This is a genomic window from Campylobacter coli (assembly GCF_009730395.1).
GTDB classification, from domain to species: Bacteria; Campylobacterota; Campylobacteria; order Campylobacterales; family Campylobacteraceae; genus Campylobacter_D; species Campylobacter_D coli.
This window is the reverse complement of sequence record NZ_CP046317.1, coordinates 435,449-451,122: the sequence shown is the minus strand read 5'-3', so window position 1 is coordinate 451,122 and position 15,674 is coordinate 435,449. Positions and strand designations below refer to the sequence as shown.

17 protein-coding genes are annotated in these 15,674 nt (G+C 30.7%); 5 read left to right on the top strand and 12 right to left on the bottom strand.

Going from position 1 to position 15,674, the window contains the following annotated elements:
* Window positions 1-10: 10 nt before the first annotated feature.
* Genes fliW through FOC43_RS02230 form a run of 5 tightly spaced genes read left to right on the top strand, consistent with a single transcriptional unit; the run spans window position 11 to window position 2,549 of the window.
* Window positions 11-400 carry a flagellar assembly protein FliW gene (gene fliW, locus FOC43_RS02250; protein WP_002777093.1) on the top strand — a complete coding sequence of 130 codons (390 nt, stop codon included), beginning with the start codon at window positions 11-13 and terminating at the stop codon, window positions 398-400.
* The gene (locus tag FOC43_RS02245) at window positions 400-1,137 is read left to right on the top strand and encodes a pyrroline-5-carboxylate reductase (RefSeq protein ID WP_002834520.1); all 738 of its coding nucleotides are present in this window, start codon (window positions 400-402) and stop codon (window positions 1,135-1,137) included. Before fliW ends, FOC43_RS02245 begins: the two co-directional genes overlap by 1 nt.
* Complete coding sequence (locus FOC43_RS02240) at window positions 1,134-1,439, top strand: hypothetical protein (RefSeq protein WP_002834517.1); 306 nt, start codon at window positions 1,134-1,136, stop codon at window positions 1,437-1,439. The genes FOC43_RS02245 and FOC43_RS02240 overlap by 4 nt, the downstream gene beginning before the upstream one ends.
* Window positions 1,432-2,100, top strand: coding sequence for a hypothetical protein (locus FOC43_RS02235; protein ID WP_002797569.1), 669 nt, complete (start codon window positions 1,432-1,434; stop codon window positions 2,098-2,100). Before FOC43_RS02240 ends, FOC43_RS02235 begins: the two co-directional genes overlap by 8 nt.
* Window positions 2,097-2,549 carry a hypothetical protein gene (locus tag FOC43_RS02230; protein ID WP_002777117.1) on the top strand — a complete coding sequence of 151 codons (453 nt, stop codon included), beginning with the start codon at window positions 2,097-2,099 and terminating at the stop codon, window positions 2,547-2,549. Before FOC43_RS02235 ends, FOC43_RS02230 begins: the two co-directional genes overlap by 4 nt.
* Here FOC43_RS02230 and FOC43_RS02225 read toward each other — a convergent pair.
* From FOC43_RS02225 to leuS, 12 genes are read right to left on the bottom strand one after another with little or no spacing between them, the layout of a single operon-like run.
* The gene (locus FOC43_RS02225; protein WP_002777119.1) at window positions 2,542-3,171 is read right to left on the bottom strand and encodes a uroporphyrinogen-III synthase; all 630 of its coding nucleotides are present in this window, start codon (window positions 3,169-3,171) and stop codon (window positions 2,542-2,544) included. The two genes, FOC43_RS02230 and FOC43_RS02225, sit on opposite strands and share 8 nt — an antisense overlap.
* On the bottom strand, window positions 3,149-3,781 hold the full coding sequence (thiE, locus tag FOC43_RS02220) for a thiamine phosphate synthase (protein WP_002834515.1): 633 nt from the start codon (window positions 3,779-3,781) through the stop codon (window positions 3,149-3,151). Before thiE ends, FOC43_RS02225 begins: the two co-directional genes overlap by 23 nt.
* Window positions 3,771-4,583 (bottom strand): bifunctional hydroxymethylpyrimidine kinase/phosphomethylpyrimidine kinase, encoded by an 813-nt coding sequence (gene thiD / locus FOC43_RS02215; protein ID WP_002797568.1) that lies wholly within the window; start codon window positions 4,581-4,583, stop codon window positions 3,771-3,773. Before thiD ends, thiE begins: the two co-directional genes overlap by 11 nt.
* Window positions 4,583-5,266, bottom strand: coding sequence for a 3-methyladenine DNA glycosylase (locus FOC43_RS02210; RefSeq protein WP_002791740.1), 684 nt, complete (start codon window positions 5,264-5,266; stop codon window positions 4,583-4,585). The genes thiD and FOC43_RS02210 overlap by 1 nt, the downstream gene beginning before the upstream one ends.
* A complete protein-coding gene (locus FOC43_RS02205; RefSeq protein ID WP_025431509.1) occupies window positions 5,263-6,024 on the bottom strand; it encodes an ATP-binding protein in 762 nt (253 codons plus the stop codon). The genes FOC43_RS02210 and FOC43_RS02205 overlap by 4 nt, the downstream gene beginning before the upstream one ends.
* Before the next feature lie 3 nt (window positions 6,025-6,027).
* Window positions 6,028-8,964 (bottom strand): DEAD/DEAH box helicase, encoded by a 2,937-nt coding sequence (locus tag FOC43_RS02200; protein ID WP_002799252.1) that lies wholly within the window; start codon window positions 8,962-8,964, stop codon window positions 6,028-6,030.
* Window positions 8,964-9,359 (bottom strand): bactofilin family protein, encoded by a 396-nt coding sequence (locus FOC43_RS02195; RefSeq protein WP_002791735.1) that lies wholly within the window; start codon window positions 9,357-9,359, stop codon window positions 8,964-8,966. Before FOC43_RS02195 ends, FOC43_RS02200 begins: the two co-directional genes overlap by 1 nt.
* Window positions 9,296-10,198 carry a peptidoglycan metallopeptidase Pgp4 gene (pgp4, locus tag FOC43_RS02190; RefSeq protein WP_002777140.1) on the bottom strand — a complete coding sequence of 301 codons (903 nt, stop codon included), beginning with the start codon at window positions 10,196-10,198 and terminating at the stop codon, window positions 9,296-9,298. Before pgp4 ends, FOC43_RS02195 begins: the two co-directional genes overlap by 64 nt.
* Complete coding sequence (locus FOC43_RS02185; RefSeq protein ID WP_002791730.1) at window positions 10,185-11,372, bottom strand: Mur ligase family protein; 1,188 nt, start codon at window positions 11,370-11,372, stop codon at window positions 10,185-10,187. The genes pgp4 and FOC43_RS02185 overlap by 14 nt, the downstream gene beginning before the upstream one ends.
* Window positions 11,344-12,747, bottom strand: a complete 1,404-nt coding sequence (locus FOC43_RS02180) for a hypothetical protein (RefSeq protein ID WP_002780232.1) — start codon at window positions 12,745-12,747, stop codon at window positions 11,344-11,346. Before FOC43_RS02180 ends, FOC43_RS02185 begins: the two co-directional genes overlap by 29 nt.
* On the bottom strand, window positions 12,731-13,243 hold the full coding sequence (lptE, locus tag FOC43_RS02175) for an LPS assembly lipoprotein LptE (protein ID WP_002777144.1): 513 nt from the start codon (window positions 13,241-13,243) through the stop codon (window positions 12,731-12,733). The genes FOC43_RS02180 and lptE overlap by 17 nt, the downstream gene beginning before the upstream one ends.
* Window positions 13,240-15,672: a leucine--tRNA ligase gene (gene leuS / locus FOC43_RS02170; RefSeq protein WP_004283931.1), complete on the bottom strand. Its 2,433-nt coding sequence runs from the start codon at window positions 15,670-15,672 to the stop codon at window positions 13,240-13,242. The genes lptE and leuS overlap by 4 nt, the downstream gene beginning before the upstream one ends.
* Window positions 15,673-15,674 lie beyond the last annotated feature (2 nt).

The window sequence follows — 15,674 nt, the reverse complement described above, 5'->3', positions numbered from 1 at the left end:
AGGAGAAAAAATGACACTAGCTGTTAAATGCCCTATCTTAGGTTTTGAAGAAACCAAAAATATGGAATTTTCAACCATTGATGAAGTGTTTGTAAGACTTAAAAGTCTTGATGGAAAAGATTTTTCTTTTGTTCTTATTAATCCTTATCTTATAAGACCAGATTATGAATTTGAGATACCTACATACTACCAAGAATTGCTTTCTTTGACACCAGAGTCAAATATGAAAATTTTCAATATAGTAGCAATTGCTAAAAGTATAGAAGAATCTACTGTAAATTTCCTAGCTCCTGTGGTTATTAATCTTGATAATAATTCCATGGTGCAAGTAATCTTAGATACTGTAGCTTATCCTAACTTTTTTCAAGCGGATCAAATTGCAAATTATATTAAGAAGTAATGAAAGCTGATTTATATATACTTGCTAATGGTGCGATGGCGCAAGCTTTGGCTTATGGATTAAAAGATTCTTATAATATCTATATAGTCGGTAGAAATTTAGAAAAGCTTCAAATTTTAGAAAAAGAAGGTTTTAAAACTTTACTCTATAAAGATTTTAATATAGAAAATAAAAATATTATCTTAGCTTTTAAACCTTATGCCTTAGAAAGTGTCGCAGCAAATTTAAAAGGCAAGGCAAAAATTTTAATTTCAGTTTTAGCCAATACGGATTTTGATAAATTAAAACTTATCCAAGCCCAAAATTATGCAAGGATAATGCCAAATACAGCAGCTAAATATAAAGCTTCCACAACTCCTTATGTTTTAAAAAATTCAAATTTTAAAGATGAAGTCATAGAAATTTTAAATACTTTTGGCAAAGCTTATAAGTTAAACGAAGAAAAACAAATGAATGCTGCCATGGCTATAAGCGGTTGCGCTCCTGCTTTTTTAGCATTAGTAGCTGAAAGCATTGCTAATGCTGGCGTGTATGAAGGATTATCAAAAGAGCTGAGTTTAAATCTCACTCGTTCGCTTTTTAAAAGTGCTGCAGCCTTGCTAGAAAACGAGCACCCAGCCATCATTAAGGAAAATATCTGCTCGCCTGCAGGTGTTACCATAAAAGGGATTAAAGTATTAGAGCAAAAAGGTATCCGTGGGACTTTTTTTGAGGCTCTTAATGCTAGTGCAACATGAAAGTTGCATTCTCGCTTTTAGAATTAATTCTTTATATAATTATCCTAGGATTAATTTTTACAAGTATTTCTAAATTATTTTATCAGCTAAATGACAATCATGATTATTTAAATTATTTTGAAAGATTATACACACTGCAAGATAAACTTTATACCGATCCTCATCAAAGAGATATAAAACTTCATATACAGAATTTAAAAACTTTTGATTTTAAAGAAAACTTTGTAAATGATAATATCTTTCAATTTAAAAAATTACATATTCAAAATCAAGATTACTCCCTATATTTTTACGATGAATAAAGCTTTTAGTCTTTTTGAAACTATTCTTGTATTAATTCTAATCGGATTTTTAGCACTTTTTCTATCAAGGACATTGTGGGAATTTTATTATTTAAACAATCAACAATTAAAAATGAAAGATTTGATACTAAAAACTCATTTAAGTGTGTTAAGATTAGAAAAATTGCTTCAAACTTGCACTAATATTACTTTTGAGCCAAATCATATAAGCTGTTTGCTTAAAGATGATTTATTATATCTTGATGATAATAAAGAAAAATTATTAAATTCTAGCCTTATTTTAGAAAACAATACAAGTTTATATTCTCCCAATAGTAATTTTAAACTTCAACTTCAAAATCGAAAAGAATTGTATAATGATGAGCAAAATATCATTTATGCTTTAGTAAATAAAGAAATTAAAAAAATATTCATTCATTCAGAAAATAATATCACTGCTTCTTTTAAGGGTAAATTTATCCCTATCCAAGCTAGAATAAAATTATTTCTTAAAGAAGATAAAATTCATTATGAGCTCTATCCTTATTTTAATAATCAGCTTGAGCAATATTCTATATTTATGGATAATGTAAGCTTATTTGAAATAGAAAAACAAAAACTTAAAATATGTTTAAAAGAACAAGAGCAAGAATATTGCCTTACAAAAAGGTTATTCATATGAAACGAGCCTATATTTTACTATCCTTGGTATTTTTAATCAGTGCTTTAGGGATATGGCTTAGTTTAAATATCACCACTTCAAGTTATATACCAAGATTTGTAAAAGATGCTTATTATTATTTACAAGCCCAAATTTTAGCCGATGAGAAACTCGTTAAATATTTACTTTATCAAGCTAAATTAGACGGAAAGGAATGTTTAGATTCTATCACGCTTCACTATCCTAATTTAAACGATAAAATCAAAATACAATACCACTATCCCATAGCCCAGTGTAAAAATTTCAAATTTCAAGCGATCAACAAAGATGCAAATTTAAGCCAAGATGGTATCATAATCGCGCATATGAGTATAGCGTTAAATACACAAAAAAATGTCAATGATGAAATTTTAATAAATAAAACCTTTATCTTGCATACAAAAGAATCATTTTGGAATCAAACTAAATAAGACTTTTAGCCAATTTCACACACTCTTTTAAATCCTGTTTAGAACTTATAAAAAGATTATCTAGATGAGTAAGTTTTTTTGCTGTGCTCTGCCCTATTGCTATGACCTTATCTTCCTTTTTTAAATCATATTGTTTAAAAAAATTTTCCACACTCAAAGGAGAAGTAAAAATAAAAATAGCAGGATGAAGGATTGTTTGCTTGCTTTTTTTAAAAACATTCTTATAAACAATGATATCTTGTAAATCTACCCCATAAGTTCTAAGATCTAAATTTAAAGTAGAAGCTATATTTTCAGCCCTTAAATAAAGGCATTTTTGGTTTTTTAATTCCTCTTTAAAATGATTAAAAAGCTCACTTCCATAAGATTTTGGCGCAAATTGAACCTTTTTAAAACCCATATCCTTAGCAAATTGAGCAGTGTTTTGCCCTACTGCATATACATTAATATCTAAATTTAAACTATTTTTTGTTTTTTTTAAAGCTTTTAGGGCATTTTTTGAAGTACAAAGTAAAGCATCAAATTCATCTAAATTGACACCAAAATCGTAAAAAACTATCTCATTTAAAACAAGATTTTCCACACCCTCAAAAACAGTCTCATTTAAAAGATAAATTTTCATTCATTTCTTGCCTAAGCTCTTTAGCTGCCAAATAAGCATTTTGCGCATCCATTATGGCTCTAACTACTGCAATGCCACTTATTTTAATGCCCTTTAGTTCTTTAATCAGCTCTTTATCAATCCCGCCTATTGCTACCACGCCTATAGGGCTTTTTTCGCAAATTTGACTCAAGGTTTCAAAACTTATAACAAAACTTTCTTTAGTTGGAGTAGCCTTAATCGCACCACAACCTAAATAATCAGCCCCGTCAATATCTTTTAATTGTTCTAAGTTCTTAAGACTTAAGCCTATGATTTTTTCTTTACCTAAAATTTTTCTTGCAAAGCGCACTTCTAAATCCTCTTGCCCTAAATGCACCCCATCAGCATCTAAAGCCAAGGCGATATCGATTCTATCATTGATTAAAAAGGGTATTTCATACTCCTTGCAAAGCTTTTGTACTTTCAAGCCAAGCTTGTAAAATTCTCTTGAACTTAATTCTTTTTCACGAAGTTGGATTATACTTACTCCACCCTTTATCGCTTCTTCAAGCGTGTTTAAAAAAAGCTCGTCACTTTTTTTTCCACGACTTGCTACAAGATAAAGACTAAGATCTAAATCATTTTTCATTTAAAAACCTGAAAAAATGGTTAGTTGGCCCACAGCCCTTCCCTAAATTTAAAGAATAATAAATCGCATTTCTTACATATTCTTTTGCCTCACTTACAGCATTATACAAATCTTTTCCCAAGGCTAAATTACTAGCAATTGCCGAAGAGAGTGTACAACCTGTACCATGAGTGTTTTTTGTTTCTATGCGTTCGCCTTTTAAAATAAAAATTTCATTACCATCAAAAAGCACATCATTGGCATTTTCTTCACTATGCCCCCCTTTAAGCAAAACAGCTTTTGCTCCTTGCGTACATAAATATTTAGCCGCTTTTATCATATCTTCTTCATTTTTTATTTTAAAATCGCAAAGAAATTCCGCTTCTGGGATATTAGGCGTAAGAATATCTGCAAATTTCACTATGGTTTTTTTAAAAAAATCACAATTTTCTTGTGGCATTAAAGCAAAACCATTTTTTGCAAACATCACAGGATCGATAACTATATTTTGGGGTTTGAATTTTTCTAAATTTCTAGCCACGCACTCCATCAGCTCACAAGTTCCTATCATTCCTATTTTAGTAGCCTTTGGCACTATATCTTCAAAAACAGCAAGCATTTGCTCATCCACGCTTTGAGCGGGTATGTCATGAACTGAAATCACTCTTGCTGTATTTTCAGCTACCACACTCAAAACAACACTCATACCAAAAAGATTGTGAGCACTAAAAGTTTTAAGATCAGCTTGTATGCCAGCCCCACCACTACAATCACTTCCAGCTATACTCAATACAGGAATTAAATCACTTCCTTTTGCTTTCATTATTCTTCCTTTAAATTTTGAATCAAATTTTCACCCTCTAAAGTCAATTTTACTCCCTTGAAGGCAACTTTTCCAAAAGCAATAATCGCAACATGGAAAATTTGATAAAGTTCAAAAAGCTCGTATTTTTTTTCTAAAATTTGACACAAATTTTCTTGCTCGTTTTCTATGCCGCTTTCAAAAAATTCTCTCAATTCTTCATAATTTTCAAATTCATAACCCAAATGTGTAGCCAATCTTTGCGTATAGCTATCCACAACCAAAATTTCTCTTTTGCAAAGATAATTTAAAATGCTATCCACGCTTTCAAAGCCTAAACCTTTAGTATTTAAAAGCCATTCTCGATCTACATTTTTCTTAAAATTTTCTATATTGCTATAAGTATCTAAAATCTTATTTGCTAACTCTTTTAAGCGTTTAGCTTTGGTATTGTAAAATCCACTTGGTTTTATCAGAGTAGCAAGCTCTAGATTGGATAAATTTGAAAGCTGCTCTAAGCTTGAAATTCGCGCATTTTTTAAGTTATTTAACGCCTTTAAGACATTATCCCATTTTGTATTTTGGGTTAAAATCACAGAAATTAAAAGCTCAAAATCGCTCAAGCCTTGATTCTCAAGCCAATCAAATTCTTTAAAATCCAAATTGCAAGCAAGAAGTTTTTTAAAAATATCAGCTCCATTCATTCAATACTCTCCTTAAAGGCTAAATAAAATTGCTTTGCAGTTCTTCCACTTCTACTTGCTCTTAAATTTGCAAATTCTTTTGCTTTTTTATGCAAAAGCTCTTTATCGCATTTTATATCTTTAAAATAAAAATCAACAAGCTTTAAATACTCGTTTAAATTTCCTTGATAAAAACTAAGCCAAAGGCCAAATCTATCGCTTAAACTCAATCTCTCCTCAGCCGCATCGCTTGCATGAAGCTCTGTATGAGCAACTTGAACTCCTTGATTATCACTCATACTTTCACTTAATAAATGGCGTCTATTAGAACTCGCATAAATAATAATATTTTGCGGAGGTGCTTCTATACTACCCTCTAACAAGGGCTTTAAAAATTTATAACTATCATCGTTTTTTTCAAAGGAAAAATCATCACAAAATAATATAAATTTAAAAGGCTGTTCTCTTAACTCATCGATAATATCAACTAAAGCAAATAAATCATCTTTAGCTAACTCTACAAGCCTTAAGCCTTTGTCTTTAAATTCATTAAAAATAGCCTTAATCAAGCTTGATTTACCCGTACCCTTAGCACCCCATAAAAGTGCGTGATTTGCTCCTTTATTATGGATAAAATTTAAAGTATTTTGATAAAGGACATTTTTTTGTTCTTCCATGCCCAATAAATCATTTAAGCTGATATTATCAAGATCTATAATGGGTTTTAAATAATCTTTTCTAGATCTATAAATTGCCGCATAAGTTTTATCCCAGTCAATCATTTATTTATCTTTCCTTAAATGCGTTAAAACTGCTTCTATAATATCATCATCATCTTTGCTTCTTGCTTTAATAAACTCTTTTTCATCATTGATCTTTACAAATTGTATATTTTGCTCAAAATTGCTTATGGTTTTAAATTTCCCCAAAGCTAAAATTTTAATTATAATCAGCATTAAAAATTGCTTCGTATAAAGATCAAGTTTCCCAAAGCGATCCTCTATCTCACCTTCAATTTCATAGACTTCATCTATATTTTTACATTTACTAAGTCTACGATAAAGCTCCAATCTTAAACGATCTTCATTGATAAGTTCTGAATTTAAAAAAGCATTGATGGTAAGTTTTAAGTCTATTTTTTTCTCTTCAAAGCTTTCTTTTTTAGTAAGTGCATTTAACTCATCTTCTAGCATTTTAAGATACAAGCTAAGTCCAATTTGCTCTATGTGTCCGCTTTGATCGATACCTAGCAAATTTCCACCTCCGCGAATTTCAAGATCATGATAAGCTAAAACTGAACCTGCTCCTAAATAAGAATTACTCTCTAAAGAAACAAGACGCTTAAGTGCATCTTGAGTAAGTTCTTCTTTATTTTCAACTAAAAAATAACAATACCCCTGCCTATCACTCCTGCCTACACGGCCGCGTAATTGGTGCAAATCAGCCATTCCAAATCTATCACTTCTTTCGACTATCATAGTATTTGCATTAGGCAGATCAATACCGCTTTCAACAATAGAAGTGCTTAAAAGTAAATCGTATTCTTTGTTTTCAAATTTAAGCATTTCTTCTTCTTGAATCTTCGCATCAATTTTAGAATGCAAAATCAAAATCCTTAAATTTTTAAATAAATCAAGTAAATGTTTTTTACATTGCTCTATACTTGCAATATGATTGTGTATATAAAAAATTTGTCCGCCGCGTCTTAATTCTCTTGTTATAGCCTCTTTTAAAAGCGCATCATCATTTTCTTTCACAAAGGTTCTAACATCAAGCCTATCTTCTGGAGGGGTTTGTAAAACACTATAAGATTTTATAGAGCTTAAAGCTTGATTTAAACTCCTTGGTATAGGAGTAGCAGACATAGATAAAAGATGAGAATTTTGGGTTAATTCTTTTAATTTTTCTTTTTGTTTTACTCCAAATTTATGCTCCTCATCAATGATAACAAGGGCTAAATTTTCACATTCTACATTTAAAAGTGCGTGGGTGCCAATCACCACGCAGGCTTTGTTTTGTTCTAAATTTAACATTAAAGTTTTTTTCTCTTTAGTGCTTGTAAAGCGATCCAGTTTAAAAACTTCAATGCCAAAAGGCTCAAAACGCTTTTTTAAACTCTTATAATGCTGATGAGATAAAAGCGTGGTAGGCGCAAAGAAAAAAGCACAAAAACCGCTTTTTACCACGGGATAAATAGCATTCATCGCAACTTCGGTTTTACCAAAACCCACATCACCGCTTAAAAGTCTATCCATCACTTTGCCGTTTTCAAAATCGTTTAAAATTTCTTCACAAGCCTTATTTTGATCTTGTGTATAAGAAAATCCAGCTTTTGAAACAAAATAAGCTTGATCTGCATAATCTATCTTGATTTCTTTTGGTTTAATTAAAGCTCTTTTAGCCGCCATAATAACAATCTCAGAAGCAATAGCCAAAAGCTTGGTTTTTAGCCTTTCTTTTAGCCTGATAAAAGTCATTTTTCCCAAGCGATCTAAAAGCGGTATGCCTCCACTAGCTCCTAAATACTTATCTATCATATAAAGATTTTCAACCGGTAAAAGAAGTTTATCGCTATTTTGATATTCAATGGCAACAAATTCTTTCTTAGCCTCACTAATGCTAATCATTTCAAGACCTAAGAATTTACCCACACCATAATCCTCATGAACGATAAAATCACCAATTTTTAACTCATCTATAATCAAATTTGCTTTACGCTTATATTTTTGTTTTTCTTTATGATTTAATGAGATGATAAGTTCTTGATTGCTAATTAAATTAAGGATCAAATCGCTTTTTTGAAAAGAAATATTTTGTGTATTTTCAAGCTCTAAAGCCTTAAACAAAGCTTCATTTTTAGCCAAAATCGTAATTTTTTTATTTTGTTGCAAAGAAAAGAAGTCTTTATTGTAAGAACTTTTTAAATCCTTATAAACAGAGGATTGGGGTATAATTTTAGCATTGATTTTGCTAAGATCTTTATCCCATTCTTCTTGATTGAATTTTTTGATACTTATAAAATCAAGTTCTAAATAATCACAAAAATCATCAATACACCAAAATCCTAAAGAATTAATATCATTAATCAAAACATCGCTATTGAAATTTTCTAATTTGTCTTTAAAATTTTCATAATTTTCCTCAGAAAAATATGTCAAAAAAGGACAAATTTCAAGTTCTTCATATTCTTTGGGAAATGATTTTTGATTCATAGGATCAAATTTTCTAATGCTTTCTAACTCATCTCCAAAAAGCAAAACCCTAGTAGGTAATTCTTCATTGATACAAAATATATCAATAATCTCTCCGCGTATACTTACCTCACCCTTATCTTGAACCATATCCACAAATTCATATCCAAGCTTGTTGAGCTCATTTTTAAATTCACTTAAATTAAAAACATTTTTCTTAGAAAGTTTGTAATTTTTTAAATGTTTTTGACCGGGTAATTTTTTAAGTATGGTAGACAAAGGGGAAATAAGAATTTTAGTATCTTTTTCCTTGTGATAAGCATTTAAAACCTTGCAAAGCTCAAAAAGCTCCTTGGAAAAAGCCCTTAAATCATCTCCGAATTCAGCTCTAAAATCAGGTAAAACAAAGGTTTTTAGATCCTTAAAAAGAGCAACTTGAGAAAGCAAAAAAGATTCTTTATCATCTTCGCAAAGCACTAATTGTGCTATATTTGAATCTTGTAAATACTCAAAAAAATTTGCTTGCATTATTCTGAGCTATTCTCTAACAACCTTACAGGCTCTTCTTGCTTTATTTTACTAGTCCCATTAAAACGACCGCCATTTTCTATAGCTAAGTCTTTAATGCTGATATTCCCGCTAACCACGCCACCTGCTAAAATTTCAAGGCTATCTGCCTCCAAATCGCCTTCAAAGCAGCCATTAACAACTATCTTATCAGCCTTAAGCTCACCTTTTAAATTCCCATTTTTTCCTATAACTACTATGCTTTCAGAATGCACTATACCATTAAGCTCTCCATCCACATGAAGCATAGAAGCAAAATAAAATTCACCCTCTATTCTAGCACCTGATGAAATTACTGTTGTTTCGGAACTGGAGCTAAGTGCTGTGCCGTTACCGCTTTTATTAAAGATTGCCATGGAACTCTCCTTTCTTGATTAAAAAACTCATTCATATTTTTTCTTTCTAAATTTAAAAAATATAAAGGTTCTAAGGTTTTATTAATAAACCTTACTTCATAGTGCAAATGCGGACCTGTTGAAAGTCCTGTGTTGCCAGTATAGCCTATCAGTTGCCCCTTATTGACAAACTGGCCTGCTTTAACAACATCTTTTCTCACCATATGAGCAAAAACAGTTTTAAAGCCAAAATTATGTAGCAAAATCACATTATACCCATAACCATTGTCACTATATCCTGAAAACTCAACCACCCCACTAGCAGGTGCATATATAGGCGTACCTATCGCTGCTCTTAAATCAATACCTGGATGAAATTCTCTTCTTTTCAAAAGAGGGTGTTCCCTCCATCCAAAATTTCCCGTAACGCCTTTATTTTCAATAGGCCATCCATTAGGAATTTGTCCTAAAATCCCAATTTGCTGCTCATTTGTAAGCTTTAAATTATCAAGCCTATCTGTAATAGTAAGATTATTTTCAGCTTCTAAGCCCAAAGCTTCTTCAAAAGAAGCAATCTTATCTTCTATAGCTGCATATTGCTTTGCTTTTTCTTCAACATTTTTTTGCATTTGCGCATTAGCAAGTTCTAATTCCTTGCTTTTTGCTAAAAGCTCTTCTCTTTTAGTACTAATATCACTCAGTTTGCTATCAAGATATTTAATATAAAAACCGCTAAAAATTAAAAACAAAAATATAAAAGCTACTACATAAAGAACGATTTTTTTAATGATCTGATTTAAATAAAAATGCCTTGAACCATTAATATCTGTAATAGTGATGGTAAATTTATTTTTTATCACTCCACTCCTTTAAAAAACTTTCGACTAAAGCGAAAGAACCAAAAACTAAAGTTTTTTTCTTTTCATCTAAAGAAACAAATTCTTCACACTTAAGATTTAAAGCATTGGCAACTTGATAAATTTTATCATTAGCCAATCTTCTTTCTAAACTTACATATTTATATATTTTTATTGTATCAATAATAGGCTTTAATGTTTTTAAAATCTCAAAAATATCTTTATCAAGATAAGAATTGTAGATTAAAACAAGCTTTTCGCCACTAAATTTTTTACACAGGGCGCTAGCAGCCATAACATTATGACCCACATCCACATACAAATGGGGCGCAATTTGCTCACAGCGTCCCTTTAAATTTAATTTTCCTAATTTTAACAAAGCTTGACTAAGTTTTTCTTTAGAAAGTAATATTTCTAATGCATTTAAGGCTAAAATTAAATTGTGTCTTAAAAATTCAGGCAAATCGTATTTTTGAACATACTCATTTAATTGCATTAAATTTTCATCCTTTAACTGCCATGAAAAATATAATTTTGTATTTTTTAAAAATGCTATTTTTTGAGCCATTTGCAAAACTCTTTCATCTTGCTCGCTTGAAATCAAAGCTTGTTTTGCCATAACTTTAAATTTTGTTCTAGTAATCTTTTCTAAACTATCTCCTAAAATTTGAGTATGATCAAATCCCACCTTTGTAAAAATACTCAAGCTTTTATCAAAAACAGAAGTTGCATCATATTCACCCCCAACTCCTGCTTCAAAAATCGCATAATCACAATCTTTAAAAAGCTCGACTGCTAAAAAAGTAGCATATTCAAAATAGCTAAGTTTTTTTAAATTATCCTTAAAAATATCTAACAAATTTTCATGCGCGAGCTCTAAATCATTTTCGCTAATAATATCTCCATTTTTATAAAAGCGCTCACGAAATTCAAAAATATGCGGACTGGTATAATGCCCCACTTTAAAACCCAAGCCTTCTAAAAGCTGGGTTAAAAATCTACCCGTACTTCCTTTTCCATTGGTTCCTATAATATGCACAATGGGTTTAATCGAAAAATTTGTTTTATATTTTTCATACATTCTAAACATAACAAAACGATCGATCTTGTCATAATTTGTACTTTTTTGTACTAAAAATTCATCAACCTTACTGATCTTTTGCATTGTTTCTTTCATCTAAATTTGAAATTTGATTCATTAATTCTTCTAAAATATTAGCATGGGGCTTACTTTGCTTATCCAAATAAGCTGTGATAATTTTTGGAGTAATAATATCTTGCTTATAAATAAAACGAAAATTTTCAATAGTCTTTAAATTTTCTCGGACAAGCTGTGCCACTTTTTCTTTATTTCTTCCAGGTGAAATAATAAGATAACTCTTTTCATCTATCATCCAAAGCTCATCAAATTCAGAGCAATTATCTTTTAAAATTTTTTTAAAACGCACAAAAATTTCATTTAAGCTACCTACCCCATACCTTTCCATAATAAAACGATAATTTTTTATAGAAAATAATGCTAAAGAATAATTAACTTTATATTTATTGTAATTTTCATCCAATCTCTCAAGCTCTTTTAAAACACTCCAAGATTCACGCTCTTCTAAATTTTGCGTAAATTCAATTTGTGCATTTAAAGAATTAATCCTCTCATTAAGTTGTATAAATTTTTGTTTTAAAAGTTCAAAACTAAGTTTTATTTCCCCTTGTTTATCGGGTTTTAAGGTATTTATAAAATCCATATTTTGCTCATTGGACTTGTTTAACAGCATAAAAAGTTCATAAATCTTTTTCAAGTTATCATTAAAAAAATTTAAATTTTTTTGCACATACATATTATCAACCATCACACGACGATTGACAAATTCTAAAAGTTCATTTTTAAAACCGCTTTCACTTAAAAGAAAGGGTTTTTGAAGTAAATTTTGTGCAAAACCATGAATTTTAAGATCCTCAACCAAAGATGGATTCAAACAAGAGGCCAAAAGTTCAGCAAAAACTTCTAAACTTCTTTCTTCTAACTTATTTAAAAGTTTTTTAACCACGGTATCAAAATCATCATATTTTGCGATGCCATATCTTCTTAATCCACCTTCTAAATCATTTTCGTTATAATTTTTTTCAAATTCTTTCCATTTTTTAGAAAGCAAATAAATACTTTCGCTGTCCATAGTTTTTGAAATTCTAATAGAAGTAATTTTAGCCAAGTCTCTGATTTTTTTATCTTTACTTACTTGCAAACTTTTAGATAAGGTAGCCAAAAAATCGAAAAATTCACTAAATTGCTTTCCATTTTGTCTATTTAATGCGGAGATTAAAAAGCTTATTAATTCTTCTAAAGTACGGATGGATTTAGAATTTAACTCTTGTTGATAGTTTGGTAAAAGCAAAGCTTTATATTTTTCAAGCTTGGCTTTATTTGAGCTTATTAAACCATATTTTTTAGAAAGCTCTTCAAAAATTTCTGTATAATTTTCAGGGGTAGGACGAAGCTTTCTATCCTTAAGTGTGATTAAAGTTTCTTTTGCTATTTCATTAATATTGGGCAGCACGCTTTTGTCCCTTGATAGCTATTACTGAAATAAATTCATCAAAAGCTTCGCTAGAAGCTGAGCGTATAGCTTCGTAGCGCGCTGTATCACTGATAATACTGTTAGGTGATATATCAAAATTATAGCTTCCACTTGTATTAAAATGTTCGACGCTACCATCCTTAAATACCACTTTAAATTCTAGATTAAGTTTGGCTTTGTAGCTTACAACATAACCATTTTGATCATAGATTAAAGGGATAAATTCAAGATTATTCATCCTAACATTGATCACATCATCTGCCTCATGTTTTAAAGCCAATCTTCGTCCCAATTTTGAAATAACCATCTCTTTAAGCGTATCGGCTACGAAAATACTGTTTCTAGGATCTTGAAGGCTTAATTCCACATTCACATATACTTTATCATCAAAAATATTATCCGCTACTTTTGAAGTTGGAACATAACCACACGCCCCTAAAAACAAAGCTACGATAAAAAATAAAATTCCTTTCATTTTATCACCAAATTTACCAGTTTTCCCTCTACATAAATCTCTTTAACTATGTTTTTACCCTCTAGCCATTTTGAAACTTTTTGCTTTGCTAGCTCTAAAATTTCATCTTGACTTGCCGAGCTTGAAACTTCAATTTCTCCACGCTTTTTGCCATTTACGCTGATGCCTAAATTTAAACTATCTTTTACAAAAACTTCTTCTTTTAAATTTAAAACCTTAAAATTCTCACATTTAAAAAGCTTATCACTTAATTCAAAGCACACATGAGGAATAATAGGTTCTAAAATATTTAAGATAATATAAAAAGCTTCCTGTTCTAAAGCTTCATTTTTACAAGGAGCTAAAGCATTAAGCGCTTCCATACAAGCAGCGATTAGGGTATTAAAAGCAAAGCTTTGAGTATAAACTTCAAAAGATTTTTTCAAAGCTTCATACACTTTCAATCTAGCGTATTTTTCTTCCTTATTTAAATCATCATGCTTAAATTCTAAAAGCTCCCCAGCTCTTACATTTTGAGCCCTATCATAAAGCCTACAAATAAACCTATAAGCCCCCTCAACCGCATCATCATTCCATTCAAGTTCTTTAACAGGAGGTGCAGCAAAAAGGATAAAAAGTCTTGCAGTATCGGCTCCGTATTTATTGATAATATCATCAGGATCGACTACATTTCCTTTGGATTTAGACATTTTGGCACCATCTTTTAAAACCATACCTTGAGTTAAAAGTCTAGCAAAAGGCTCATTATCCTCTAAATAGCCTAAATCTTTTAAAACTTTTTGAAAAAATCTTGCATAAAGCAAATGTAAAATGGCATGCTCTATGCCACCTATATATTGATCAACATTCATCCAATACTTCACACTTTCTTTATCCAAAGCCTTTTCTTGCCATGTTTTTTCATCACTTGCAAAGCGTGCAAAATACCATGAACTTTCAAAAAAAGTATCCAAAGTATCGCTTTCTTTTTGTGCTTCTTGTCCACATTTTGGACAAGTACAATTTTTCCAAATAGGATGTTTTTCAAGCGGATTGCCCTCTCCTGTGATTTGAATATCTTCAGGCAAGGTAATAGGTAAATTCTCAATTTTTTGAGGCACAATCCCACAATTTTTGCATTTTACCATAGGTATAGGAGCACCCCAGTATCTTTGGCGAGAAACTCCCCAGTCGCGAATTTTAAAATTAATAACCCTTTTTCCTAACTTTTCATCTTCAAATTTTGAAATAATTCTCGCTCTTACTTCATTGCAATCAAACCCATTAAATTCACCACTTTGGATAAGCTTTCCTGTTTTTTGAACATGAGGAAGCTGTGCATCTTCACACTCAATCACTTGCTTGATTTCAAGTTTGTATTTATTAGCAAATTCAAAATCTCTCTCATCGTGAGCTGGAACAGCCATTACAGCCCCACTACCATAATCAGCTAAAACAAAATTTGCCACCCAAACAGGGAGTTTTTCTTGAGTCAAAGGATGGATAGCGTAAATTCCTAAAAAACACCCTTCTTTATCAGCTATTTGTCTTTCCCTAGCGCTTTGTTTTTGCATATTTTTAATTTGTTCTACTTTTTCATCATCTAAACAATTTGCTTGTATTAAATTTTGCACAATTTTATGTTCAGGTGCTAAAGCTACATAAGAAATACCATAAATAGTATCTGCGCGAGTAGTAAAAACTTCAAAAGATTGTGTCTTTGTTTTTTCCAAGCTTTCTTTGTCTAAATTTAAAGAAAATTCCAAACCTTCACTTTTACCTATCCAATTTTCTTGCATGGTTAAAACCTGAGAAGGCCACTTATCTTTTAAATTTTCAAGTTCGCTTAAAAGTTCCTCTGCATAGGCTGTAATTTTTACATAATACCCTGGCATCTTTTTTTGAACCACTTCATGTCCACAACGCCAACACTTTCCATCTTCTACTTGCTCATTTGCCAAAACGGTTTGATCTTGCTCGCACCAATTTACATTCGCTTCTTTGGTATAAATCAAACCTTTTTCATACATTTTGATAAAAAATTCTTGTTCAAATTTTGTATAAAGCGGATCAGAGGTTGCAAGCATTCTTTTTTTTGAAAAAGAAAACCCTAAAGAAAAAAGTTCATTTTTCATATAGGCTATATTCTCATAAGTCCAAGATTTTGGATGAATTTTGTGCTTAATAGCTGCATTTTCAGCGGGCATACCAAAACTATCAAAACCGATAGGATGTAAAACATTATAACCTATCTTGCGATAATATCTAGCAATAGCGTCACCTATACTATAATTTCTCACATGTCCCATATGTATACGACCACTTGGATAAGGAAACATAGATAAAATATATTTTTTAGGTAGGGTTAAATCATCTTTGGGTTCAAAATACTCATTTTTGTCCCAAATTTCTTGCCATCTTTTTTCTATTAAATTTGCATCATAAGCCATAA